Genomic DNA, 22,345 nt, shown 5'->3' with positions numbered 1-22,345 from the left:
GGTCAGGCACTCAGGGCCAGGTAGCGGTTCTTGATCGTCGGGTCGGCGCGAAACGCCTCGGCGCTGCCTTCGTAGACCACGCGGCCCTGTTCGAGTACGTAGTGGCGGTCGGCGAGCTTGTCGCAGACCAACAGGTTCTGCTCCACCAGCAGCACTGGCAGGCCGTCGTCCTTGATCTTGCGCAGGATCTTCACCAGTTCGTCGACGATCACCGGGGCCAGGCCCTCGGTGGGTTCGTCGAGGATCAGTAGCTTGGGATCGTTGAGCAGGGCGCGGGCGATGGCGAGCATCTGCTGCTCGCCACCGGACAACGCATGCCCGGCGTTTTTGCGCCGCTCCTTGAGGCGCGGGAACATCGCGTACACGTCCTCCATCTGCCAACGGCTGGTCTTGCGCACGGCGATGCGCAGGTTTTCCTCGACTGTAAGCAGGCGGAAAATCCCGCGGTTCTCCGGCACCAGCGCTAATCCCTGGCGGGCAATTTCAAAGATTTTCTGCCCCACCAGCGGTTTGCCGTTGAAGTGAATCTGCCCCTGGCGCGGGCAGATAATCCCCAGGATGCTGCGCAGGGTGGTGGTCTTGCCGGCGCCGTTACGGCCGAGCAGGGTCACCAGTTCGCCGGGATTGACAGTCAGGGACACGCCCTCGAGGACGTGGCTCTTGTCGTAGTAGGAATGGATATTGTCGACGGTCAGCATCAGGCGGCCTCCCCCAGGTAAGCACTGCGCACGCGCTCGTCGGCGCGCACGAATTCCGGTGTGCCCTCGACCAGGATCTGCCCGTGGCTCATCACAGTGATGCGTTGGCTGATGGACATGACGATGCTCATGTTGTGCTCGATCAGCAGCACCGTATGGTCGCGGCCCAGGTCGCTGATCAGTTGGGTCATGATTGGGATGTCGTCGATGCCCATGCCGGACGTGGGCTCGTCGAGCATCAACAGCTTGGGCTTGGAGCAGATCGACATGCCCACCTCCAGTACACGCTGCTGGCCGTGGGACAGCTCTCCGGCCAGGGTCTCGGCGCGGGCGGTGAGTTGCAGACGCTCCAGGACCTGGTCGGCCATCTCCAGGTGTTCACGCTTACTGTCCACGCGGCGCCAGAAGTTCAGGGCGCGTGCGCCGTCACGGCCCTGGGCGGCCAGGCGCAGGTTTTCGCGCACGCTGAGGTTCTGGAACAGGCTGGTGAGCTGGAACGAACGCGCCATGCCCAGGCCGACGCGGCTGTGGGCCGGCTTGCGCATCAGGTTCTGGCCGTCGAAATGAATCGCCCCGGCGGTGGCCTGGCGTTCGCCGGTCAGGCAGTGAAACAGGCTGGTCTTGCCGGCGCCGTTGGGGCCGATAATGGTGTGGATGGTGCCGGCTTCGACCTTGAGGTTGACGCCGTTGACGGCATGGAAGGCGCCGTAGGCCAGTTCCAGGTCTTTGGTTTCCAACAGGATGCTCATAGCAGATCCTCCTTGGTCACGGCGGGGGCCTTGCGGCTGCCACGCACACGTTCGAACAGCGCCGACAGGCCGCCCCACAAGCCTCCACGCATAAAGATCACCACCAGGATCAGGATCACCCCCAGCAGCATCAGCCAGCGCGGCCACAGGTCGGAGAGAAAGTCCCCCAGCAGCACGATGGAACCGGCCCCCAGCAACGAGCCGAACAGCGAGCCGGTGCCGCCGACGATGGTCATGATCAGGATGTTTTCCGACATCACCAGGTCGATGTTGGACAGCGGCACAAAGTGCAGGAGCATGGCGTACAGCGCCCCGGCGATCCCGGTGACCGCGCCAGACAGCACAAACACCAGGATCTTGAAGTGGCGCGTGTCGTAGCCGATGGCCGAGGCGCGGGTTTCGTTTTCGCGGATCGCCATCAGCGTGCTGCCGAACGGCGAGGCGATCACCCGGCGCGCGCCGATAAAGATCAGCAGGAACAGCACCGCGACAAAGCCATAGAACACCCGGGCGTCGGCCAGGGACAGCAGCACTGTGTCACCGATACGGATTTCCGGGCGCGGCACACTGAGCAGGCCGTTGTCGCCACCGGTCCAGTCGCTCAGGGTGTAGGCCAGGAAGTAGGCCATCTGGCTGAAGGCCAAGGTCAGCATCACGAAATAGATGCCGGTGCGGCGGATCGCCAGGGCGCCCACCAGGAAGGCCAGGAACCCGCCGACCAGGGCCGCGCCGAGTAGCGCGCTGAACAGGCCCAGTTGCAAGTGGATCATCAGCAAGGCGGCGCAATAGGCACCGGCGCCGAAGAAGATGCCTTGGCCGAACGACAGCAGTCCGGTGTAGCCCAGCAACAGGTTGCAGGCCAGGGCGGCGAGGGCAAAGATCAGGATCTCGGTGGCCAGGGTTGCCGAGGGCAGGATCAACGGCAGGCCGATCAGTACCGCCAGCACCCACAGCAACATGGCCTTGGATTGAGTTTTAGCAAACGGCAGGGGATTTTTCTCGCTCATGTCAGGCTCTCCCGAACAGGCCGTAAGGGCGTACCAGAATCACCACGGCCATGGCGCCGTAGATCATCAGGCTCGCGCCTTGGGGCCACAGGGTGGTCATCAGGCTCTGCACCACGCCCACCAGCAGGCCGCCCACCAGGGCGCCGCCGAACGAGCCCATGCCACCGATCACCACCACCACAAAGGCGATGCCGAGGATCTCCGGGCCGACAAAGGGCTGGGCGCCACGCAACGGGGCAAACAGCACCCCGGCGATCCCGGCCAGGGCCACGCCGAGGGCGAAGGTCATGGAGAACAGGCGGAAAATATTGGTGCCCAGCAGCGACACGGTCTCGGTACTTTCACTGCCGGCCCGCACCAGGGCGCCAAAGCGCGTGCGCTCCAGCAGCAGCCACAGGCCCAGGCCCACCAGCCCCGAGAACACAATCAAAAACAGGCGGTAGTAGGGGTACACGAAGTCGCCGACCACCAGCACCCCGCGCAGCAGTTCCGGCACGGCGACGCTTTTGCCCACCGGGCCCCAGATCATCACGCTGGCTTCCTGGATGATCAGCGCGATACCCAGGGTCACGAGGATCTGGAACATGTGCGGCAGGTGGTAGATCCGCTGGATCAATAATCGCTCGATCAGCCACGCCAGCGCGGCCACCACCAGCGGCGCGATCAGCAGGGCCAGCCAGAAGCTTTCGGTGAGGCTGACGGCGGTGTAGCAGATGTACGCCCCCAGCAAAAAAAACGCGCCGTGGGCGAAGTTGACGAAGTTCAGCAGGCCGAAAATGATCGTCAGCCCGACCGCAATCAGGAAGTAGATCATCCCCAGGCCCAGGCCATTGAGAATCTGGAACAGGTAAAGATTGAGCATGCAGGAATCCTCCAACAGGCGGCCGCGGTCAACGACCCTGTCGTGTGTTACCGGTGAAAGTGGGCGGATCAGCCGAGCTTGCAGCCCGTGGCTTCTACCGGTGGGAACGACTGGCCGGAGCTGAGGACTTTGGCCAGGTCATCCTTGTCGGCCATGTCGCCCGTGGCCTTGCCCACCAGCAGGTAGTAATCCTTGATCACCTGGTGGTCGCCGGCGCGGATCGTTTCCTTGCCGGTCGGGCCGTCGTAGCTCAGGCCCTGCATGGCCTTGGCCACGGTGGGGCCGTCGAAGCTGCCGGTGGCCTTGATGGTGTCGAGCATGACTTTGGTGCTGATGTAGTCAGCGGCCAGCGGGTAGGTGGGGTTGATCCCGTATTTGGCCTGGGTCAGCTTGACCAGCTCACGGTTGAGCGGGGTATCGACCTGGTGCCAATACTGCGCGCCGAGGTACACGCCTTCGAGTACATCACTGCCCAGCTCCTGGAACTGGTCGAGGCCGGCGGACCACACCAGCAGCACTTTCATGCGCTCCTTGATACCGAAGTTGACGGCCTGGCGCAGGGTGTTGGAGGACTGGCTGCCGAAATTCAGCAACACCAGCACGTCGGGCCGGGCGGCGATGGCGTTGGTCAGGTAGCCGGAGAATTCCTGTTCCTGCAATGAGTGATAGCTGTTGCCCACATGCTCCAGGCCGTTTTCGGCCAGCACGCTCTTGGCGCCTTCGAGCAAGGCTTCGCCGAACACGTATTGCGGGGTGATGGTGTACCAGCGCTTGGCCTCGGGCAGCAGCTTGATCAGCGGCACCAGGGTTTCGCGGATCGCGCCATAGGTGGGCACCGACCAGCGGAAGGTCGCACTGTTGCAGTCCTTGCCGGTGACTTCGTCAGCGCCCACCGGGGTCATGAACACACCGCCAACCTTGTCCACTTCCTTGGCCACTGCCAGTGCCGAGGACGACAGGGTGCAGCCCTGGAAGAACCGCGCGCCGTCCTGGCCGATCGCCTCCTGGACCTTGCGCACCGCCTTGCCGGCGTTGCCTTCGGTGTCGATCACCTTGTAGTTCAGTGGGCGCCCGAGAAGTTCGGGGTACTGGGCCACCGCCAAGCGTGAACCCATGTCGGCAAACTTGCCATAGCTGGCAAAGGCGCCAGACATGGACTTGAGGCCGTAAAAGGTAAACGGTTCGGCGGCGAATGCACTGCGCACGCTCAGCGGAAGGCTGAGCGCGGCGGCGGCGGTGAGGCTGGCTTTCAACAACGTACGACGCTGCATGGGGTGACTCCCTGGTTTAGTTATTGGCAGGAGTGGCAATGGCGATACGGTGGAGCACGGCCTGTGGGCAGGCCTTTTTTATTGAGGTGAAACACGGTCAAAACTGTAGGCGCAGGCAAGCCAGCTCCTACAGGGGATTTGGGGTGTTTTCAGGAGTGGTCGAACTCCAGCAAAAAGTGTGGGCTGACCTGGCCTTCCAGCGCGGTCATGTGGTGTTCGGCGTCGCACATGTGTTCATGCATCAGGCTGCGCACGGCCGCTTCATCGTTGGCGCGAAACGCGCTCAGCAGTTGCTTGTGATAGTCCAGGTTGGCCGCGTCGAATTGCTTGCGCTTGGGCTTGTAGGCTTTTTTCAGCACCACCAGGTCGCGCAGCAGGTCGTTGAGGAACTGCGCCATAAAACTCAGCAACGGATTGGGGCAGGCCCTGGCCAGCAGGTTGTGGAACTCCAGCTCCGCCAGGCGCTGCTCGCGCTGGCCGGCCTCGCTGTCTTCCGGCGCGCTGCAAAAGTCCACGTTGTCTTGCAGGGCGCGATAGTCGTCTTCGCTCAGGCGCCCCAGCACTGACACTGCCAGTTCCACCTCGATTACCTTGCGCAGTTGATACACCTGCTCGCCATCCAGGTGCTGGAAGTGCAGGTAGTTGCGCAAGGCGCGGCTGGCGGGCTCCGTGCCGGCCTGGTTCAGGTACGCGCCACCGGTAGGGCCGGTGCGGGTGCTGACCAGGCCTTCGACCTCCAGGGCCTTGAGCGCTTCGCGGGCCGAGCCCTTGGAGCATTGGAAGCTCTCCATCAATTCGCGCTCGGTGGGCAAGCGGTCGCCGGGCTTCAAGGCATCGGTGACGATCGAGCGCTTGACCGACTCGACAATCACATCGGAAAGTTTCTGGCGTTTGCGTCGCAGGGGGCGGCTGAGCATGGTTTTCTATTTATCGTATTAATGCGGATAAATAGCACTTAATAGGGGTTGGGGCGGGGCGTCAACGGCAGGGGTCGTTTTCAGTTAAAACAGGTCGTAAACCACGTCCATGCTCCCACAGTTGATGTGTCGTGCTCATAAAATTTGAGCCTGGCGCAGTAATTGCCTGCCATAGCGCTCCAGTCTTTGTGCAGGAGCACCCGAGCATGCAATTACGAGCCTTGCGGTATTTTCACGAGGTGGCGCGCTGCGCCTCGTTGCGTAAGGCGGCCGAGCGTTTGTACGTCACGCCCACTGCCGTCAGCCGGCAGATTGAACACCTCGAACACTTCTTTGGCGCCGCCCTGATTGAGCGCGGCCCGCGCGGTATCCGCCTGACGGTGGAGGGTGAGTGCCTGGCCGAGCAGGTCACCAGCACCCTGCGCGGCCTCGATCAGGTGCGCGATGTGATCGCCAGCCGGCAGAGTCAGGTGGCGGGTAACATCAGCATCCATGTGTCAGAAAGTATCGTTTCCACAGTGCTGGCGCCGGTGCTTGCGGCGTTTTACCGGGCGCACCCCAAGGTCACCTTCAATATCGTGATCGCCAGCGCCTCGGCCACCCTCGACGCCCTGTGCAGTGGCGAGGCCGACCTGGGCCTGGCGTTCTATCTGCAGGAACGGGCCGACGTGGAAGTCACCGCACAATGCGAGTTGTGGCACCGGGTGCTGGTCAGTGCCGAGCACCCCTTTGCCCAGCGCGACAGCATCGAACTGCGCGAACTTGAAGGCCAGCCCCTGGCCATTCCTGACTCGGCGTACGGCGTGCGCCAGGCCCTGGAGATGGCAGCAAAAAAACGAGGAGTGACGATCCAGCCGGTGTTTACCACCAGCTCCCTGGAAGTGCAGAAAAGCCTGGCCCGGCAACGGGCGGCGGTGTTGATCCTGCCCCAGGTGGATGCCGACGCCCGCGACCTGGGCGATGGCCTGGTGGCGGTGCCGATTGCCGATGAGCACCTGGGGCGAATCCGCATCGACCTGTGCGGGTACCGCAACCGGCCGCGCTCGGTGGCGGTGCTCAAGTGCCAGGAAATGCTGGCCAGCGCGATGCAGCGTTGTGCGCTGGTGGACTGAAGCCTCAGTTGCCCAGGCAGTCGCTTGCCGGCGGTGGCTGCCTGCCGTGTGCCAGGTAGACACCCGCCCAACGATTTACGCAGCGGCTGGCATCGACGACGGAACTGCCCTGTAGATAAGGCCCCTTGAGCCGCAATGTGGCGGGCAGGGATTCGAACGCCGGGGTGGCAGCCTCATCGGGCTCTACCAGCACCATGCGTTCGATGCGATCGGCAAACAGCCCGGCGTACCCGGCACCGAGCACGTTGCCTTGGGCGATGCCCAGGAAGCTGATCCGTTGCTCACCCAGTTGCTGGCGTACGAAATCCATGTCCCAGGCCGATTGCTCGTTGTCGGCTGCTGTGCGGGCGTTGCGCGGGCTCAACTCGATGACATCGTAGAACTGGGTCAGCGTCCGGTACGCCTCGGTGTTGTAGTACTTCCAGACTGTGGCCAGGTGCACCGCGAACACCCCGCGCAAATCCGCTTGTGCGGTAGCCGGGCGGGTGAAGATCACACCCCGACGCTCCAGAGGCTGACGGGCACCGACCCGGGTGAGGGTCAGGCGCAACGTGCGTGCGTCCGCGGCCTGATGGTTTTGCGGCACGGTGACGATGCCGCACTGGGTGCGTGCCATCACCTCCTGGTCAAGGGCCCGCCCGGGCAGGCGCGGGCAATCCACCAGCCACTCGATACCCGGCGGTGCGGCATGGCCAGGGGAACTCAAGAGCATTAACCATCCACTGATGATGCAAAGCGCTGCTGCTTTCAAAGGTTTCATCCGCGTTCCTGGGTAACCGTCCGTAGGGGACAGGCTTTTTACCAAGCGCGGCGGCGAGCCAATGCCGGAGCAGTCTCATGCAGGGTGTAAGAATTCTGAATATTACCCGTCGGCATTGACTGGTGCCGACGGGCGGGTGTCAGAACAGGTTGATGGGGAAGTTGCCGACGATCCGGAACTCGTCGTAGCTGCCGTCAATTTGACCGCCGCTGGCGCGGTGGTTGTAGACGATGGTGCGCAGTACGGTGTTCTTCAATTTCCCCGATTGCACCACGTAGGCCAGCATCAAGCCGTTTTCATTGTGCTTGGCGTTATCCAGGCCGCGCACGTTATAGCCGGTGTTGTGGCCGTTGCGATCCCCCTCGTAGTGCGTGCCGTCGATGCCCCAACCCTTGGCGTGCCACAGGCTGGCGGTCAGGCCGGGCACGCCGTAGGCGGCCAGGTCGAGGTCGTAGCGCAGTTGCCAGGATTTTTCGTTGGGGCCGTTGTAGTCCGAGTACAGCGAGTTGGCCATGTAGTTGCCGGTGGACTCCCACACATAGTCGAAGTACTCGTTGCCGAACACCTGTTGCCAGGCCAGGGTCAGGCTGTGGGCCTGGTGGTTGGCGGTCACGGCCAGGCTGGCGGCGTCGTTGTCGATATAACCCAGGCGCTGCTGGCCGGAATCCTGGGTGTGGTAGTAGTGCAGGGCGGTCTTGAGCGCCACCGCGTTTTTGTCGCCGATACGGTGGGTCAGCCCCAGGTAGTACTGGTCCCACATGTCCTCGAAGCGCGAGCCGTAGAGGCTGGCTTCCAGGCCGTAGCCCGGCTTGAGCGTGGCCCCCAGGTAGCTGATGCGCGCGCCGCTGTAGGCGCGGTTGCCGAAGGTGGTGGTCAGGCGTTCGGCGCCGGTGCCGGTGCGCGGGATGGCCCGGTCGAAGGTGCCGCCCTGCACCGACAGCCAGTCCCGTTCGTTGCTGTACAGGCCCACGCCCTGGAAGCTGGAGGGCAGGGCGCGGTTGTCCTTGTAGCGCAGGATCGGGTTATCGGTCATCAAGCGCCCGGCCTTGAGCTCGGTGTTGGACAGGCGAAACCGCACATCGCCCACCCCCAGCCGGCTCCAGGTCGGGATCGCATCGCCGTCGCTGTCCACCAGCACGCGGTCACCGCCATTGGCCACCTTGCCATGCCCGCGCTGCAGGTTGACCGCGCTGAATACGCCGACATCGACCCCCACGCCAATCACGCCCTGGGTGTAGCCGGAGCTGTACTTGAGCATGGCGGTCTGCACCCAGGTTTCGCGCACGCGGGTGCGTTCGATGCCGGCGGGTTTCTGGATGCTCAGGTAGGTGCTGCGCTGGGTGTGCTGGTTGGAGTAGTAGTGACGCAGGTTCAGGTCCAGGCTGCTGCCGTCGATAAAGCCGGGGGCGCTGGCCTGGGCGTTTTCTTGAGCAAAAGCCTGGGTACCGGACGCCAGGGCGGCGGCCAGGAAAAGACGTGGATACATGGTGAATCCCCACACAAAGAAGAGTAAGGCGACCGCTGAGGCCGGGCACAGTACCTGTGGCAAGTGGTCTTGCCACAGTAGGGATAAAGCGATCAGCGAACCGGGGCTTCTCTGAGCCGGGTTTCGCGGGCCGGGGTGCCGGGCAGCACAGGCCGGGTTTCCTTGGCGAACCAGGCGGCGGTGAGGCACACCAGGTTGGCGATCAGCAGGTACCACACCGGTGACATCGGGTCGCCCGTGGTGCCGATCAGCCAGGTGATGATGATCTGTGCGGTGCCGCCAAACGCCGCCACACCGAAGGCGTAGACGATGGAGAAACCGGTGGAACGCACGGATTTGGGGAAGCTTTCCACCAGCAACACGATCAACGCCGCGCCGCTCATGCCATGCAGGCCGGACAGCAGCGCCAGGGTCAGGAGGAAGGTCGACGGGCTGGGGTGTTCGGTCATCAATTGCAAGGCCGGGAACAGGATCAGCAACAGCACCACCCGGGGCGTCATCAGGATCACCCGGCGCCCGAAACGGTCGCACAACATGCCGCCAGCCACTGCGCACACCGCCATGGCCGCACCGGCCACCAGGGTTGAGAGCATGGAAATACTGGTGGGCAGCTTCAGCTCAGTCAGGGCAAAGGTGGTCATGTAGTTGAGGAAGTACTGGGTGATGGTGCTGCCCGAAAGGATCAGCAGGCCCAGGACCAGGGCGCGTCGATGCTTGCCGCAGACTTCGCGCACCAGGTCGCCGGTGCTGGTGGTTTCGCCCTGGCCGTGGAAGGTCTCGGCCAGGTTGCGGCGGATATAGATACCAATCGGCAACACCAGTAGGCCAAACACGAACGGCACGCGCCAGCCCCAGCTGTTGAGGTCTTCGGGGGACATGACTTTGGTCAGGGTGTAACCCACCAGCCCGGCGGCCATGGCGGCGACGCCCTGGGCGACCACTTGCCAGCAGGCATAGGTGCCGCGTTTGTGCGGCGGCGCGGCTTCCAGGATATAGGTGGTGGCGGGGCCGGCTTCACCGCCCCAGGCCAGGCCCTGAATCATACGGGTGACCACCAGCAGGATCGGCGCGGCAATCCCGATGGTCTCGTAGCCGGGCAATATCGCAATACTGCCGGTGCCCACCGCCATCATCACCAGGGTCAACAACATCGCCGGCTTGCGCCCGACGCGGTCGGCGTAGGCGCCAATCAGCACCGCGCCCAGGGGCCGTACGATAAAGCCGATGCCAAAGGCCGTGACCGAGAGCATCAAGCTGACGAAGGCGCTGTCGGACGGGAAAAACGTATGGCCGATCATCACCGCGAAGGTCGCGTAGACCCCAAAGTCGAAAAACTCCACGGCATTACCCAACACCACAGCGAAGATGCTCTTGCGACCGGCGTCCGGCGATGGCGTTTCGGGTGTGTGCTCGGGACCCTCGCGAGTCAATTGTTCAGTGTGCATACCAGCCCCTCGATTTTAGTTATAGGTCGTCCAGACCCCGGCCTTGTGGCCAGGGAACAGGCGTGTGGGTGGGCAGTTCAGTTACAGCGTCAAGGTCAGTTCGGGTTCGGCCATTGGTGGATTGCGCCACGCCAGCTCTCATAGGTTTTTGCGATTTGCAGCAGCCAGATATCGGCAAAACGCGGTGCGATCATCTGCAGGCCGATGGGCATGCCATCGGCGGCGAAACCACAGTTGATCGACAGCGCCGGTTGCTCGCCCATGTTCCAGGGCACGGTGAACACGATGTGTTCGAACGGTAATTGCGGGTCATTGCTCGGTGACGGCCATTCGGCGGGGAACGCGTTGACCTGGTTGGTGGGCGACAGGATCAGGTCCAGGTCGCTGAAGGCCTGGGCGGCGCGGCGGCGCATCTCGAAGGTCTGGTTGAACCCCTGCACCGCCTGCACGCCGCTGATATCGGCACCGGGCGCGGCCCAGTCGCGGATGTACGGCAAGACCTTATCGAATTGCTCGCTGCTCAACGCCGACAGGTCGCCCCATTGCCGGGCGCGCCAGAATTGGTCGAGGCCGTCGAGCTGGGCGCGGTCCATGATCGGGGGGATCAGCGTGACCTTGGCGCCATGGGCTTCGAACAGGCGCGCGGCGTGTTCCACCGCCTCACACACGAAACCTTCCGGTTGCAGGCCGGCGCCGGGTTCCAGCATCAGGCCGACGCGCAGGCCCTTGACCGACAGCGGCTGGTTGCTCCACTCGCTGGTGAGCGGCGGCAGGCTGGTGGCGTCGCGGGCATCGGGGCGGGCCAGGTGCTGCATCATCAGCACGCAGTCGTCCACCGTACGGGTCATGGGCCCGGCGGTGCGGCCGGTGTAGTAAGGGTCAATCGGGATACGCCCCAGGGTCGGCTTGAACCCCACCAGGCCGCACCAGGCGGCGGGCAAACGCACCGAACCGCCGATGTCGGTGCCGATATGCAGTGGCCCGTAACCGGCGGCGGCCGCAGCGGCAGCCCCCGAGCTGGAACCGCCGGTGTTGTTGGCAGTGTTCCACGGGTTGCGGGTGATGCCATGGAAGCTCGACAGGCCGGAGGAGAGCATGCCGAAATCCGGGACAGTGGTCTTGGCCAGCACAATCGCCCCGGCTTCCCGCATCCGCGCGGCGGGCGGGGCGTCCCTGAGGGCCGGGGTCAGGCGGGTGGCGGCACTGCCGAGGGGAATCGGCGTGCCTTCGGTAGCCACCAGTTCCTTGATGGTCACGGGTACGCCATCGAGCACCCCATTGGGCTGGCCTTTGTTCCAGCGCTCGGTGGAGGCCTGGGCTTCCCGGCGCACCTGCTCGGGATCGAAGGCATACAGGGCGCGGATCTGCGGCTCCCAGCGGTCGATATGGCCCAGCAGGTGATCGTAGTAGTCGATGGGGGAGAGCTGGCGACTGGCGAAATGCGCCAGCAATTGCGCGGCCGTGAGGTCGTGAAGGTCGGTCATTGAGCGCTTCCTGGTGATGGGCCCTGGGGCTCATGGCGGGTGGCTGTTGGACCCGACTATATAAACCCTGGGGGGCAGCGACCATCACATTCGAAGCGGTGCAGTGTTGCGTTTTTGTGTGCACTCAATTGTCACGACTGTGGGAGCCGGCAAGCCCTAATGCCCGTCAGTTAAGCGCAGATCCCCTGTGGGAGCGGGCTTGCTCGCGAAAGCAGTAGGTCAGTCAACATCAATGTTTGCTGGGCCGACGTCTTCGCGAGCAAGCCCGCTCCCACACTGGATCAGCGCAACAATGGCTCGATCGCTTGCCGGACCCGTGGATCGTCACAGTGCGCCACATTGAAACGCATAAACTCGCCCATCCCCGACTCATACCCAAACAACGCCCCCGGCGCCAACACCATGCCGCGCTTGAGCCCGGCCTCGGCCAATTGTTCAGCGTTAACCCCGGCCGGCAGGCGCGCCCAGAGAAACATCCCGGCCTCATACCCCATGGGCAGCTCACAGCCACAGCGGCGCAACCACTGTTCCACCCGCGCACCGGCTTCCAGCAGGCGCTGGACCATGCGCTTGCGGTGCCGCGCATAGCTGCCCTCGCTGAGCAGGCGGTAGACCAGTTGCTCGAACAGCTCCGAGGTCACGCCGCCGCTCATCAACTTCATATTGGTCAGGTTGGCCGCCAGTTGCGGTGCGGCCACCACATAGCTCATCCGGGTATTGGCGCTGAGGGTTTTCGAGAAGCCCGACAGGTACGTCACCTGCTCCAACCCGGCAAGTGCCGCCAGGCGGGGCGGCGGGTTGGGGTGCAGGTCGCCGTAGAGGTCGTCTTCGATGATATGGCAGTGATACTGACGCATCAGTTGCAGCAAGCCAAAGGCCTGGGCTGCACTGAAGGAATGGCCGGTGGGGTTGTGCAGGATGCTGGTGGTCACATACAGGCTGGGCCGGGCCTCGGCGAGCAACTGCTCCAGGGCCGCCAGGTCGAGCCCGTCCGGGCCGCGCGGCAGTGTCAGCACCTTGACCCCGTGCAGTGCCAGGTTGGCGTGGAAGTTGAAATAGCACGGTGCATCCAGCAGCACCGTGTCACCGGGGCGCGCCAGCAGGCGCATCAACATGTCCAGGCCCTGCAGGGTGCTGGGCGTGGTGATGATCTGTTCCACCGGCACCGCCAGGCCATCGCCCTGCAGTTTTTGTTGCAGGGCCTGGCGCAGGGGCAGGAAACCCGCTGGCGTACCCATGCCGGCAACCCGCAGGGAAGGGGCCCGCACCACACTGCGCAGGGCCTGGCGCATGGCCTCGGAGTCGAGCCAGTCTTCGGGCAGATGCCCGCCACCGGGGCGTAGCTCGCCCTGGCCGGTCAGCATGGGGCGGCGCAGCACACTGAGCAAATCCTGGGGCAGCAGGTCCACCCAGTTGCTCGACGACGGCTGCGTCTGGCGCTGGGCCACAAAGTGCCCACGGCCTTGGCGCGAGGTCAGCAGATGTTGGCCGCGCAGACGGTCCAGGGCTTCATTGATGGTGAATTTTCCGACACCCAACTGCGCTCCCAGCTCACGCACCGACGGCAGTTTGCTGCCAGCGGCCAATTCGCCTTGTTCGATAGCACGGGCGAACGCCTCGACGATCTGCTGGACCTTGGGGGCGTGCTCATGAAAGTGGATCTGCGGAAGGGCCATCGCGACGTCCTGAAGTTTGCCGGTCTCTTTACCGGTAAAGTCTGCGTGAATAACCGCCGAGTTTACCTGCCCGACACGGAATTCGCGCCCTAGACTGCGCAACATTCCTCCCCGCCGCGAAATTACCCACCATGGTCACCGCCCTTACGCTGTCTTCCTTTCTGTATTTTCTGGTGTTGTGCAGCACCCTGGCCTTCAGCCCCGGCCCGATGACCTTGCTGCTGCTGAGCCTGGGTCTCAAGGACGGCCTGCGGCACTCCTTGCCGGCCCAGTTCGGCGCCAGCGTGTCGTACCTGATTTCGATCCTGATCTTTGCCGTGGGTTTTTCCGAGCTGATCAAGGGCTACCCGCTGATTACCCAGGGCATCCAACTGGTGGGCGTGGCCTATATTCTGTACCTGGCCTACAAGCAGTGGACCAGCAGCGGCGTGCAGATCACCGCCGCCGGGCACGGGCCGGAGACGCCCCGCGGCCTGTTCGGCAAGGGCTTGCTGACCGGCCTGTCCAACCCCAAGGCAATCATCCTGTTCAGCGCCGTGTTCCCGCAGTTTGCCGCCGTCGGGCAGGACAGCGCCGCCGGTGACATCGCCATCCTCGGCCTGACATTCCTGATCCTGCAATTCGCCAGCGGCTGCCTGTATTGCTACTTCGGCCAACGCATCAAGCATGTGCTCGAGTCGCCGCGCAAACGCGTGCTGTTGCAGAAGGTCACGGCAGTATTGCTGCTGGCGGTGGCGATGTTGTTGGCCCGCGGTTTCTCCAGCTAGTCCGCTGGCGTCAAGGGTTTGGCAAGGCGATTGGCGTCTGCAGTAACTGTCTGAGCGGTACTGGCTATTTGCCTTTGCCCTGATAGACTTTCAGCATTCATCCAGGATCAGCCAGATCATGTCAGCCGCAGGAGGAAAAGGACTTCCGCTCGCCAAACGCCTGTACAAATCTCGGACCCTGGGGCTGACGCTCGGCTTTGTCTGTGTATCGGCCGGCATGTACCCACTGGACCCGCCTGGCTGGGTCTGGGCCTGGATGCTGATCAACGCCTTCGCCTGGCCGCACCTGGCCTACCAAATGGCGCGCCGCGCCGAAAACTCCCTGCGCGCCGAGCGCCGCCACCTGTTGGTGGACTCGTTTTGTGGCGGCTTCTGGGTCGCTGCCATGCACTTCAACCCGCTGCCCAGCGTCACCACCCTGTCGATGATGACCATGAACAACGTCGCCATCGGTGGCCTCCGATTTATGCTGATGGGGTGGGTGGCCCAGGCACTGGGCATCGGGGTGGCGCTGCTGCTGTTCGCCCCGGCCTATATCGCCCTGACCACGCCCGCCCAACTCTACGCCTGCTTGCCGATCCTGATGCTCTATCCGCTGGTCCTGGGCTGGATCTGTTATCGCCAGGCCATCACCCTGGCCCGGCATAAACGCGAACTCCTGGCCCTGAGCCGCACCGACAGCCTGTCCGGGTTGCTTAACCACGGCGCGTGGAAAGACCAGCTGGAAATCGAATTCGCCCGCTGCCGGGGCGGCCAGCAGGGGGCCGCCATTGCGTTGATTGATATCGACCATTTCAAGATCATCAACGACACCTACGGCCACGTCACCGGCGATATCGTGCTACGCCAGTTGAGCAAGATCCTGCGTCAGAACCTGCGCGCCACCGACCTGGCCGGGCGTTACGGCGGCGATGAATTTTGCGTGATCCTGCCGGACATGCCCCTGGGCCACGCCACCGAAGTAATGGACGCCCTGCGCGACCGCTTCAGCTCCCTGGGCTACGCCCAGGACCCCACCCTGCGCGCCAGCCTGAGCATCGGCCTGGCACCGTATCAAGCCTCCCACGACGACGCGACCAGTTGGCTGAATGACGCCGACCAGGCGTTGTATGAGGCCAAAAGCGGCGGGCGCAATCGGGTGCGGTCGATGCAGGGAGGGTGGGTGCGGTCGGTTTGAAGGGCCTTGGGGAATCTTGGTACTGCTTTTTTGTGGGAAGTCCGCTCGCCACAGGGATCGTGTTTGCCTCAGTTGCTGCGGTGTTAAATCCATCACCCTCCCCGGTAAGGGCATATCGACTTTATCAATGAGCATCAATAGTGGTTATTAGTTGGTTTTTTGTAATATTTTGGACTCCTAAATAGATCTGTTCTGATTATCTTAGCGAGTCTCCCCAGCGCACGCGAAATTCAATTTGTTCCTCGATATCGTTAGTCAGGTCATGTTCTTCGTAATCGAATATACGCACCATCTCTGGTTCAGGCTCACCTAACTTCATTTCATAGGCTACGAGGCCACTAGACATCGAAGATGACATAGCAGAAGGGAAAACATTGATTTTTGAGCCTTTGCACAAAAATTTTACTTCGCTAAATTCCTTTCGCAACAAACCAAATGAGCGAAAAACATCCAGTCCGGAGTACGTTTTTTTTGTTTGGTCGGAAAAGGTTATAAAAAGCGCACATGTGTTTCGATCGTATTCTATTTTTGCTTTTTCAATGTTGCCTCGATTGAGTATGCTTATTTCTATATTTTTCATGATTTACTTTCTATAAGGGTTTATTAGGCTGTAGTTTGCGGATGTGCCATCTTCGTTTATTGGGGTTGCACCTAATATGTCTTTTCGATGAATACGGTCGGGGATGGCTATTTCTTTTTCCCTTTTGTAGTCGGATAGTATTCCTAGTTCTTTGTTGACGTCTCGGCCGGGTATCTTTTTTAAAGTGTACAAAAAGCCATCTTCTAATCCGTAACGTGTTGCAAATATTATACCTACGTCCCTTGAAGTCGAGGTGGGTACAAAATTGCTTGGTGGATCCATATTGTCTCTCGAGTGCAAGAGTAGGTCCGTGCTTTTTCCTCTGCTCTTAAACCCCTCTTTGAAGATTTTACGTGGATGCCTGGAGTCTCCCCGGTAAAGATATTGCTTTTTCGTTGCGGGGGCTGGAAGGGAAGGAGCGCTCTCGTCGGTCTTCGTATCGGCGGACGGGTTTTGGACTTCAGATCCGGGCTCACATTTTTTTTCGCCCGGACACGCATTCAACCCCAACGGATCCACCCACCCCGTAGGATTGGGCACATACAAATACCCGTTCACCCCACCCGCCAACTTCACCGGGTCGGGCGTCAGGTAGCGTCCGTTATCCGGATTGTAGTAGCGATGCCGGTTGTAGTGCAGCCCGCTTTCCCGGTCGAAATACTGCCCCTGAAAACGCAGCGGGTTATCGACGGTGCTCTCGTCCAGTCGGGTGATTTTTCCGTAGGCTTGGTAATGGGCTGACCAGACGATTTTGCCGTCCGTGTTCGTTAGCTCCTGGGGCGTACCCAGGTGGTCCAGTTGGTAGTGGAACGCCTGGGTATTGGCCGGGCCAAAGCCTTCCAGCAAGGCCAGCGGCCTGAAGCTATCAGGCTCGTAGAGATAGCTGCGATGCTGCCCCGCCGTGTGCTCGGCGATGACTTTGTCGCCTTGCCAGAAAAACTCAGTGGTTTTGCCCGCCACGGTTTTGCTGATGCGCCGCCCAAATGGGTCATAGCGATAACTGGCCTGGCTGCCGTCCGGATGCGTCACGCCGATCAGGCGGTGCTGGCAGTCGTAGCGGTATTCGGTGACTAACTGCTGCGCGCGGCCACGGCGTTCGCGTATGAGGTTTCCGAAGGCGTCGTAGTCGTAATGCCGGTCGCCTTGCAGTAACAGGCGGTTGCCGACGACGATGCCGGGGCCTGGGCGGTCTTGCATCAGCAGGTTGTTCGCCGGGTCGTGGGCGAAGCGTTCGGTGGGATCCTGGGAGTGGTCGGCGCGGGTCAGGCGGTCGAGGGGGTCGTAGTGGTAGTCGTGCTGGCCCTTGCGGGTGTCGAGCAGGCGGGTGAGGTTGCCGCTGTTGTCGTAGGTGTAGCGGCGAAGGCCGTGGCGGTGTTCGTGTAGGGCCAGGCGGCCCTGGTCGTCGTAGTGGTAGTGGCTCAGCAGTTGGCCTTGCTGGCGCTGGTGTTCGCGGCCTGCTTTGAACAGGTGCGAGCTGAGTGTCCGGCCATTCAGGTCGACAGTGGCAAGGTGGCCGCCCTTGTCGTGGTTGAAGGTCAGGCGGTTGTTGTCTGGCAGGCGCAGGGTTTCGAGTTGGCCGCAGTGGTCGTAGCCATAACGCAGGGTGCCCCAGCCTTGGTGCTCGGCGGTCAGGCGGCTTTGCGCGTCGTATTCGTACTGCAGCGGCCAGTGGCCGTCGTCGACGCTAAGCAGATTGCCGAGGCGGTCGTAGGTGTAATCCACCGTGCTGCCATCGGGCAGGTTTTTTCGGACGAGGCGGCCGGTGTTATCGCGCTGGTAGGTGGTAACCAACTGACGGTCATCGTCGCCAAACTCGGTTTTTTCCTGCAGGTGGCCGTTGAGGTCGTAGACGTAGGCGGTGCGTTGGCCGTCGAAGCCGGTTTCCTGCTGGATCAGGCCGTTGGCGTGGTACTCCAGTTGATAGCGCTCACCTGCCTCGTTTTCGATCTCGGTCAGCAGCAGGCGAGTGTTGTCGTAGCGATAGCGCAGGGCCGTGCCATCGGGGTTGATCCGGCGACTGATCAGGTGCAAGCCATCGGCATATTCATACCGGGTCACACGCCCCAGTTCATCGCGCTCGGCGGTGATTTTTCCGTAGGGGTTGTAGCTCAATTCGCGGGTGGCACCGCCCGGCATTACCACCTTGATCAGCCGACCCACCGCGTCCCAGTGATACTGGGTCAGGGCGCCATGTTCATCCTCGCGGGTAATCTGCCGGCCCAGGTCGTCATAGCGATAACGCCGTACGCCGCCATTGGGCAGTTGTTCTCCAATCAACTGGCCAAGATCGTTCCACGTCAGGCGCTGACAGCTGTGGTCCGGGTACCAAACCGCTAAAAGCTGCCCACGCTTGTCATAGCTGTACTCGGTGACATTGCCGTCAGGGTCAGTCTGGCGCGTGATCGCGCCCTGATCATTACGCTGGTACTTCCAGACCGCCTGACCCCGGCGCATGACCCGTACGAAGCCATCCTCATACTCGTAGGTCGTGGGCTCGTCATCCCCGGGAAACAGCGCCACCAAGCGCCCAGCCTCGTCGTACTGATAGGCCGTGATCGCGCCCAGGGGATCCTGTTCAACCGTCAGCCGCCCCTGTGCGTCGTAGGACCTGAAATGCTCGCCGCCATCCGGATCAACCCGCTGCACCAGGCGTGCCCGCGGGTCATGCACGTAGACTTCCTGGCTGCCATCGGCGTTAAGCAGGGTGACGCGGCCGTCATCCCAGCTATAGCGCGTATCCATCTGCGCAAAACTGGCCCAATGCCGCACACAGCGCGCCGCCTTGCCAGACCGTTCCCACTCCCAGAAAAAACTCGCCCCACCGGCCAACTGCCGCTCAGTAATTACCGCAAGGCTGTCGTACTGATAGCGCTCGCTTTCGCCGACGGCATTGGTCGCCTCAAGCAGTCGCCACTGTTCGTCATAGCGGTAGGAAACAACGTTCTGCTCAGTAACCCAGGCGTCATCCGATTCGCTTTCCACGCGAAACACCTGGTAGTCCAGCGCCACGATATGCCCGCGGTCATAACGCAACAGCAAGGCGCGACCGGCACCGTTATCCAGGCGCAGAATCCGCCCCAAGCCATCGCGGGAAATACCCAGGCGGTTGTCATACCCATCGCTGATCGCCGTCAGCACACCGTCGTGAAAGTGGTAGAAGCGTGCCCCCTGCGCCAGCACCAGCTCATCCGGCGTCGCCCCCAGATAAATCGCCGCTTCAGCCAGGCTATTGCTGATCGCCGGGCGGGCACTGGAGGGCAGGGGAAAGGTGGTGCTGCGGTTCTCATGGTCCGTCCACACCACCGACCCGCCGACCACCTCCAGCCGCTGCGCCAACGAGTGGCTCCAGCCAAGCCCCAGCCCGCAATCCACCTCCACGGCACTGGTGCGATACAGGCGCGTCCAGGCAAATGGCAGCACGCCATCCAGTTCGCCATCGGTCAGGGTCAGCAGCTCTTCGCCGGTGACCATGGACACCGGGCAACCGTGGGTCGCGGTTTTGTCGGCGCTGGCGGTTGCTTCACCGTTGGGGTTTTTCGCGGAGGAGGGTGCGTCGTCGACCGCCTCATGCTTGACCAAGGCCGTCTTGGGCGCGGATTTTTCCCGCACCAGGGGCACCGGATTGGTTACTTCCATTGCGCCGGCTTTCAGCGGCACGCTGGGCACCGTCTTGATCGGCGTTGCAGGGCTACCCAGCATTAACGGCCTGAGCGCCTCGGCATGGGGCTCCATGCCGGTCTTCGCAAATGGCCGGGCCATCTGCTCGAGCCATTGGCGGACCCGACCCGACTTGATCTTGCCCAGCACTTGCGCGCCCAGGCGCACCGTCACGCCCATGCCGGCGGTGACCCACACCAGCAACAGGTTGATCAGCACTTCGGCGGTGATTTGCCCCAGCAGTTCGTTCAAGTACGGCGGCGGCAGCATGCGCATCCAGCTGACCAGCGCCGACAGGTAGATAAACAACAGCGGCTCGTCGCTGAGCATCAGCAGGCCATTGGCGATGGCTTCCTGGCTCAACGCCAGCAGGGCATCGAGTTCGGTCTGGGAGAGGTAGTGCAGGAGTTTTTCGCTGTTGGGCTTGAGGTCCGCCAGCCATTGATACAGCTGTTGGATGTTGTCCCACAGCTCATGCAGTGCGTTGCCAAATCCCTGCGCATAGCCTTGGTCCAGCAGGCGGTAGCGCTGCACAAAGTTGGCTTCGGAGTAGCCCTGCCACAAAGGTTCGAATGTACTGCTCCAGTCTTTGCGCAACTGGCTTTCCAGCGGCGCAATGATGGCCTGGTAAGACGCGTACAACGCCTGGACGTGGGCTTTGGAAACATTGGGGTAGAAGGTGATCCGATACGGCTGGTCGCGGGTGCAGTCGGTGACTTCGAGAATGCCGCTGGGGCCGATGGTTTTGTAAAGGGGGTCGCCCAGCGGGCCACCGTCCTTGGGGATGGCTTGCAGCATCACCGGGGTGTTGCCGATGGGCACAAAACGTGTGCTCTCGAACATATGCACCAGGGTCAACGAGCCACTGGCCTTGCACATCGCGACGGTGCTGCTGGGGGCTTTGGACGCAATGGGCGCCACCAGCGCCACCTCATCGCCCACCTTGAAGACCTGCTCGACCTCCAGCGCCGAAAAGCTCCAGAAACTCTCGGCCCAGGCGTCATAGGTGTTCAGGCATTGCCGGAAGTCGGCGAGAACCGCTTCGACGTCCCGCGTTTTGAAGTCCATGGCCGCCAGGACCATAAAACCAATGGCGGCATTCAAGAGGTTGCCCCCAGGACCGGGGCATCAATTGGAAAGTACATCGGCGGTCCCTTGCGCTGTGTGATCAGGCGAGGGACTTTGCAGCGGTTTTTAACGCTTGGAAGTAGAGATTATCCGGCAGTCGGGTGGGATATTTCGGGGGGGCCTGACGAAGAGTCTCCTGTCGGTTTGCGGATGAACAATGTGGCCATTGTCAGGTAGGGTGTGAGAGACCCTCTCCAATAAAAAACAAGGATCTGTTCATGACTCTCAACGTCCCCCGTACGCTGTTGTCCGCTGCCCTGGGGTTGTCCCTGGGGATCGCCATGCCGGCTTTCAGCGCCCAGCCTCACCCGCAGATCCAGGCCGATGCCGAGCAGTACAAGGCCCCGGCCTTGAAGCTGTTGGAGCGTCTGGTGAATATCGACTCGGGTTCCGGCTACGAGCCGGGCCTGACCCAGGTGCGCGAGATCGCCGTCGATGAATTGAAACAACTGGGTTTCAGCATCGAACAGGTGCCGGACGCGGCAGCCAATAACAGCCATGTAATCGCCACGCTCAAAGGCACGGGCAAGGCGAAAATCCTGCTGATGGCGCATATGGACACGGTGTTCAAGGAAGGCTCGGCGGCCGAGCGGCCGTTTCATATCAAGGACGGCCGTGCCTATGGCCCCGGGGTGATGGACGACAAGGGCGGGATCGTCGCCGGGATCTATGCCTTGAAAGTGCTGAAAAACCAGCACTTCACGGACTACGCGCAAATCACCTTTCTGCTCGATGCCAGCGAAGAAACCGGCTCCGAGGCCGCCTCCGAACTGATCCGCAAAACCGCCAGGGCCCACGATGTCACCTTGAACCTGGAGCCCGGTCGTCCGGCCGATGGCCTGGTGGTCTGGCGCAAGGGCAGTGCCACAGCGGTGGTTGAGGTCAAGGGCAAGGCCGCTCACGCCGGGGTTGCCCCGGAGTTGGGGCGTAACGCGGTGATGGAGGCGGCCCACCAGATCCTGCAACTGGGCAAGCTTGGGGATGACGAGAAAAAAACCACCATCAACTTCACCGTGCTCAAGGCTGGCGATCGCACCAACGTGATCCCCGACCAGGCCACGGCCAAGGCGGATGTGCGGGCGGCGCTGCCGGAAGAGTTTGATCGGATCGAGAAGGATCTGGCGCGGGTTTCCGCCAATAAGCTGATTCCTGAAACACAGGTCACCACCAGCCTGCAACGGGGTTTGCCGCCGATGCCGCAGACGCCTGAGTCTGACAAGTTGGTGGCTATCGCCCAAGGCATCTACGCCGAACTTGGGCGCAAGCTGACCATTGAAGGCAGTGGCGGGGCGGCGGATGCCAGCCTGTCGGCGGGTGTCGGCACCCCGACGCTGGACGGCTTCGGGATTGTCGGCGGCAATATCCATACAGCGCAGGAGTACGCCGAGGTGGAGAGTGTGGCGCCGCGGATTTATCTGTTGAGTCGGATGATTATGGAGCTGGCCAAGCGCTGATCTGAAAGCACCATCAATCGCTCGGTAGACACCGGGTTGATGTGGGAGCGGGCTTGCCCGCGATAGCGGTGTGTCAGGCGGCATCTTGGTTGACTGATTCGCCGCCATCGCGGGC

At 62.2% G+C, this 22,345-nt stretch carries 17 protein-coding genes; 4 read left to right on the top strand and 13 right to left on the bottom strand.

The window, feature by feature from the left end:
• Positions 1–2 precede the first annotated feature (2 nt).
• The 6 genes from PSH73_RS16315 to PSH73_RS16290 all read right to left on the bottom strand — a co-directional run bounded on the left by PSH73_RS16315 (position 3) and on the right by PSH73_RS16290 (position 5,504).
• The gene (locus PSH73_RS16315) at positions 3–698 is read right to left on the bottom strand and encodes an ABC transporter ATP-binding protein (RefSeq protein WP_029293283.1); all 696 of its coding nucleotides are present in this window, start codon (positions 696–698) and stop codon (positions 3–5) included.
• On the bottom strand, positions 698–1,447 hold the full coding sequence (locus PSH73_RS16310; RefSeq protein WP_057441609.1) for an ABC transporter ATP-binding protein: 750 nt from the start codon (positions 1,445–1,447) through the stop codon (positions 698–700). Before PSH73_RS16310 ends, PSH73_RS16315 begins: the two co-directional genes overlap by 1 nt.
• Positions 1,444–2,454, bottom strand: a complete 1,011-nt coding sequence (locus tag PSH73_RS16305; RefSeq protein WP_128593326.1) for a branched-chain amino acid ABC transporter permease — start codon at positions 2,452–2,454, stop codon at positions 1,444–1,446. The genes PSH73_RS16310 and PSH73_RS16305 overlap by 4 nt, the downstream gene beginning before the upstream one ends.
• A 1-nt stretch (position 2,455) precedes the next feature.
• On the bottom strand, positions 2,456–3,316 hold the full coding sequence (locus PSH73_RS16300) for a branched-chain amino acid ABC transporter permease (RefSeq protein ID WP_057960104.1): 861 nt from the start codon (positions 3,314–3,316) through the stop codon (positions 2,456–2,458).
• Between the two features lie 68 nt (positions 3,317–3,384).
• Positions 3,385–4,587, bottom strand: a complete 1,203-nt coding sequence (locus PSH73_RS16295) for an ABC transporter substrate-binding protein (RefSeq protein ID WP_186625944.1) — start codon at positions 4,585–4,587, stop codon at positions 3,385–3,387.
• 149 nt (positions 4,588–4,736) lie between these two features.
• On the bottom strand, positions 4,737–5,504 hold the full coding sequence (locus PSH73_RS16290) for a FadR/GntR family transcriptional regulator (protein ID WP_057441603.1): 768 nt from the start codon (positions 5,502–5,504) through the stop codon (positions 4,737–4,739).
• A gap of 206 nt (positions 5,505–5,710) precedes the next feature.
• Here PSH73_RS16290 and PSH73_RS16285 point away from each other — a divergent pair, with 206 nt between their 5' ends.
• Positions 5,711–6,616, top strand: a complete 906-nt coding sequence (locus PSH73_RS16285) for a LysR family transcriptional regulator (protein ID WP_057960102.1) — start codon at positions 5,711–5,713, stop codon at positions 6,614–6,616.
• A 4-nt stretch (positions 6,617–6,620) separates the two neighbouring features.
• Here PSH73_RS16285 and PSH73_RS16280 read toward each other — a convergent pair whose 3' ends face one another.
• The 5 genes from PSH73_RS16280 to PSH73_RS16260 all read right to left on the bottom strand — a co-directional run bounded on the left by PSH73_RS16280 (position 6,621) and on the right by PSH73_RS16260 (position 13,467).
• Positions 6,621–7,376: a hypothetical protein gene (locus PSH73_RS16280; RefSeq protein ID WP_057960101.1), complete on the bottom strand. Its 756-nt coding sequence runs from the start codon at positions 7,374–7,376 to the stop codon at positions 6,621–6,623.
• Positions 7,377–7,515: 139 nt separating this feature from the next.
• Positions 7,516–8,862: an OprD family outer membrane porin gene (locus PSH73_RS16275; RefSeq protein WP_305460925.1), complete on the bottom strand. Its 1,347-nt coding sequence runs from the start codon at positions 8,860–8,862 to the stop codon at positions 7,516–7,518.
• Between the two features lie 92 nt (positions 8,863–8,954).
• Positions 8,955–10,307, bottom strand: a complete 1,353-nt coding sequence (locus tag PSH73_RS16270) for a citrate-proton symporter (RefSeq protein WP_057960099.1) — start codon at positions 10,305–10,307, stop codon at positions 8,955–8,957.
• Positions 10,308–10,402: 95 nt separating this feature from the next.
• Positions 10,403–11,791 (bottom strand): amidase, encoded by a 1,389-nt coding sequence (locus PSH73_RS16265; RefSeq protein ID WP_057444291.1) that lies wholly within the window; start codon positions 11,789–11,791, stop codon positions 10,403–10,405.
• Between the two features lie 281 nt (positions 11,792–12,072).
• Positions 12,073–13,467 carry a PLP-dependent aminotransferase family protein gene (locus tag PSH73_RS16260; protein WP_057960098.1) on the bottom strand — a complete coding sequence of 465 codons (1,395 nt, stop codon included), beginning with the start codon at positions 13,465–13,467 and terminating at the stop codon, positions 12,073–12,075.
• 131 nt (positions 13,468–13,598) lie between these two features.
• On the opposite strand from PSH73_RS16260, the gene PSH73_RS16255 reads away from it, so the two are divergent.
• Both PSH73_RS16255 and PSH73_RS16250 read left to right on the top strand, forming a co-directional pair.
• Positions 13,599–14,234, top strand: coding sequence for a LysE family translocator (locus PSH73_RS16255; RefSeq protein ID WP_186626335.1), 636 nt, complete (start codon positions 13,599–13,601; stop codon positions 14,232–14,234).
• Positions 14,235–14,352: 118 nt separating this feature from the next.
• Positions 14,353–15,411 carry a diguanylate cyclase gene (locus PSH73_RS16250; protein WP_305460923.1) on the top strand — a complete coding sequence of 353 codons (1,059 nt, stop codon included), beginning with the start codon at positions 14,353–14,355 and terminating at the stop codon, positions 15,409–15,411.
• 196 nt (positions 15,412–15,607) lie between these two features.
• Here the strand turns inward: PSH73_RS16250 and PSH73_RS16245 are convergent, their stop codons facing one another.
• Complete coding sequence (locus PSH73_RS16245; RefSeq protein WP_169990049.1) at positions 15,608–15,991, bottom strand: hypothetical protein; 384 nt, start codon at positions 15,989–15,991, stop codon at positions 15,608–15,610.
• Between the two features lie 3 nt (positions 15,992–15,994).
• A complete protein-coding gene (locus tag PSH73_RS16240) occupies positions 15,995–20,716 on the bottom strand; it encodes an RHS repeat-associated core domain-containing protein (RefSeq protein WP_305462722.1) in 4,722 nt (1,573 codons plus the stop codon).
• Positions 20,717–20,994: 278 nt separating this feature from the next.
• Between PSH73_RS16240 and PSH73_RS16235 the strand changes: the two genes are divergently transcribed.
• Positions 20,995–22,230, top strand: a complete 1,236-nt coding sequence (locus tag PSH73_RS16235; RefSeq protein ID WP_216312567.1) for a M20/M25/M40 family metallo-hydrolase — start codon at positions 20,995–20,997, stop codon at positions 22,228–22,230.
• Positions 22,231–22,345: the final 115 nt, after the last annotated feature.

Origin of the sequence: Pseudomonas sp. FP2294, from assembly GCF_030687625.1 — a bacterium.
GTDB lineage: Bacteria > Pseudomonadota > Gammaproteobacteria > Pseudomonadales > Pseudomonadaceae > Aquipseudomonas > Aquipseudomonas shahriarae.
This window is presented reverse-complemented; position numbering and strand designations above follow the sequence as displayed.

Excerpts from the sequence above, each read along its gene's own strand:
- PSH73_RS16315 (WP_029293283.1), bottom strand. The coding sequence starts at position 698 with ATGCTGACCGTCGACAATATCCATTCCTACTACGACAAGAGCCACGTC.
- PSH73_RS16310 (WP_057441609.1), bottom strand. The coding sequence starts at position 1,447 with ATGAGCATCCTGTTGGAAACCAAAGACCTGGAACTGGCCTACGGCGCC.
- PSH73_RS16305 (WP_128593326.1), bottom strand. The coding sequence starts at position 2,454 with ATGAGCGAGAAAAATCCCCTGCCGTTTGCTAAAACTCAATCCAAGGCC.
- PSH73_RS16300 (WP_057960104.1), bottom strand. The coding sequence starts at position 3,316 with ATGCTCAATCTTTACCTGTTCCAGATTCTCAATGGCCTGGGCCTGGGG.
- PSH73_RS16295 (WP_186625944.1), bottom strand. The coding sequence starts at position 4,587 with ATGCAGCGTCGTACGTTGTTGAAAGCCAGCCTCACCGCCGCCGCCGCG.
- PSH73_RS16290 (WP_057441603.1), bottom strand. The coding sequence starts at position 5,504 with ATGCTCAGCCGCCCCCTGCGACGCAAACGCCAGAAACTTTCCGATGTG.
- PSH73_RS16285 (WP_057960102.1), top strand. The coding sequence starts at position 5,711 with ATGCAATTACGAGCCTTGCGGTATTTTCACGAGGTGGCGCGCTGCGCC.
- PSH73_RS16280 (WP_057960101.1), bottom strand. The coding sequence starts at position 7,376 with ATGAAACCTTTGAAAGCAGCAGCGCTTTGCATCATCAGTGGATGGTTA.
- PSH73_RS16275 (WP_305460925.1), bottom strand. The coding sequence starts at position 8,862 with ATGTATCCACGTCTTTTCCTGGCCGCCGCCCTGGCGTCCGGTACCCAG.
- PSH73_RS16270 (WP_057960099.1), bottom strand. The coding sequence starts at position 10,307 with ATGCACACTGAACAATTGACTCGCGAGGGTCCCGAGCACACACCCGAA.
- PSH73_RS16265 (WP_057444291.1), bottom strand. The coding sequence starts at position 11,791 with ATGACCGACCTTCACGACCTCACGGCCGCGCAATTGCTGGCGCATTTC.
- PSH73_RS16260 (WP_057960098.1), bottom strand. The coding sequence starts at position 13,467 with ATGGCCCTTCCGCAGATCCACTTTCATGAGCACGCCCCCAAGGTCCAG.
- PSH73_RS16255 (WP_186626335.1), top strand. The coding sequence starts at position 13,599 with ATGGTCACCGCCCTTACGCTGTCTTCCTTTCTGTATTTTCTGGTGTTG.
- PSH73_RS16250 (WP_305460923.1), top strand. The coding sequence starts at position 14,353 with ATGTCAGCCGCAGGAGGAAAAGGACTTCCGCTCGCCAAACGCCTGTAC.
- PSH73_RS16245 (WP_169990049.1), bottom strand. The coding sequence starts at position 15,991 with ATGAAAAATATAGAAATAAGCATACTCAATCGAGGCAACATTGAAAAA.
- PSH73_RS16240 (WP_305462722.1), bottom strand. The coding sequence starts at position 20,716 with ATGGACTTCAAAACGCGGGACGTCGAAGCGGTTCTCGCCGACTTCCGG.
- PSH73_RS16235 (WP_216312567.1), top strand. The coding sequence starts at position 20,995 with ATGACTCTCAACGTCCCCCGTACGCTGTTGTCCGCTGCCCTGGGGTTG.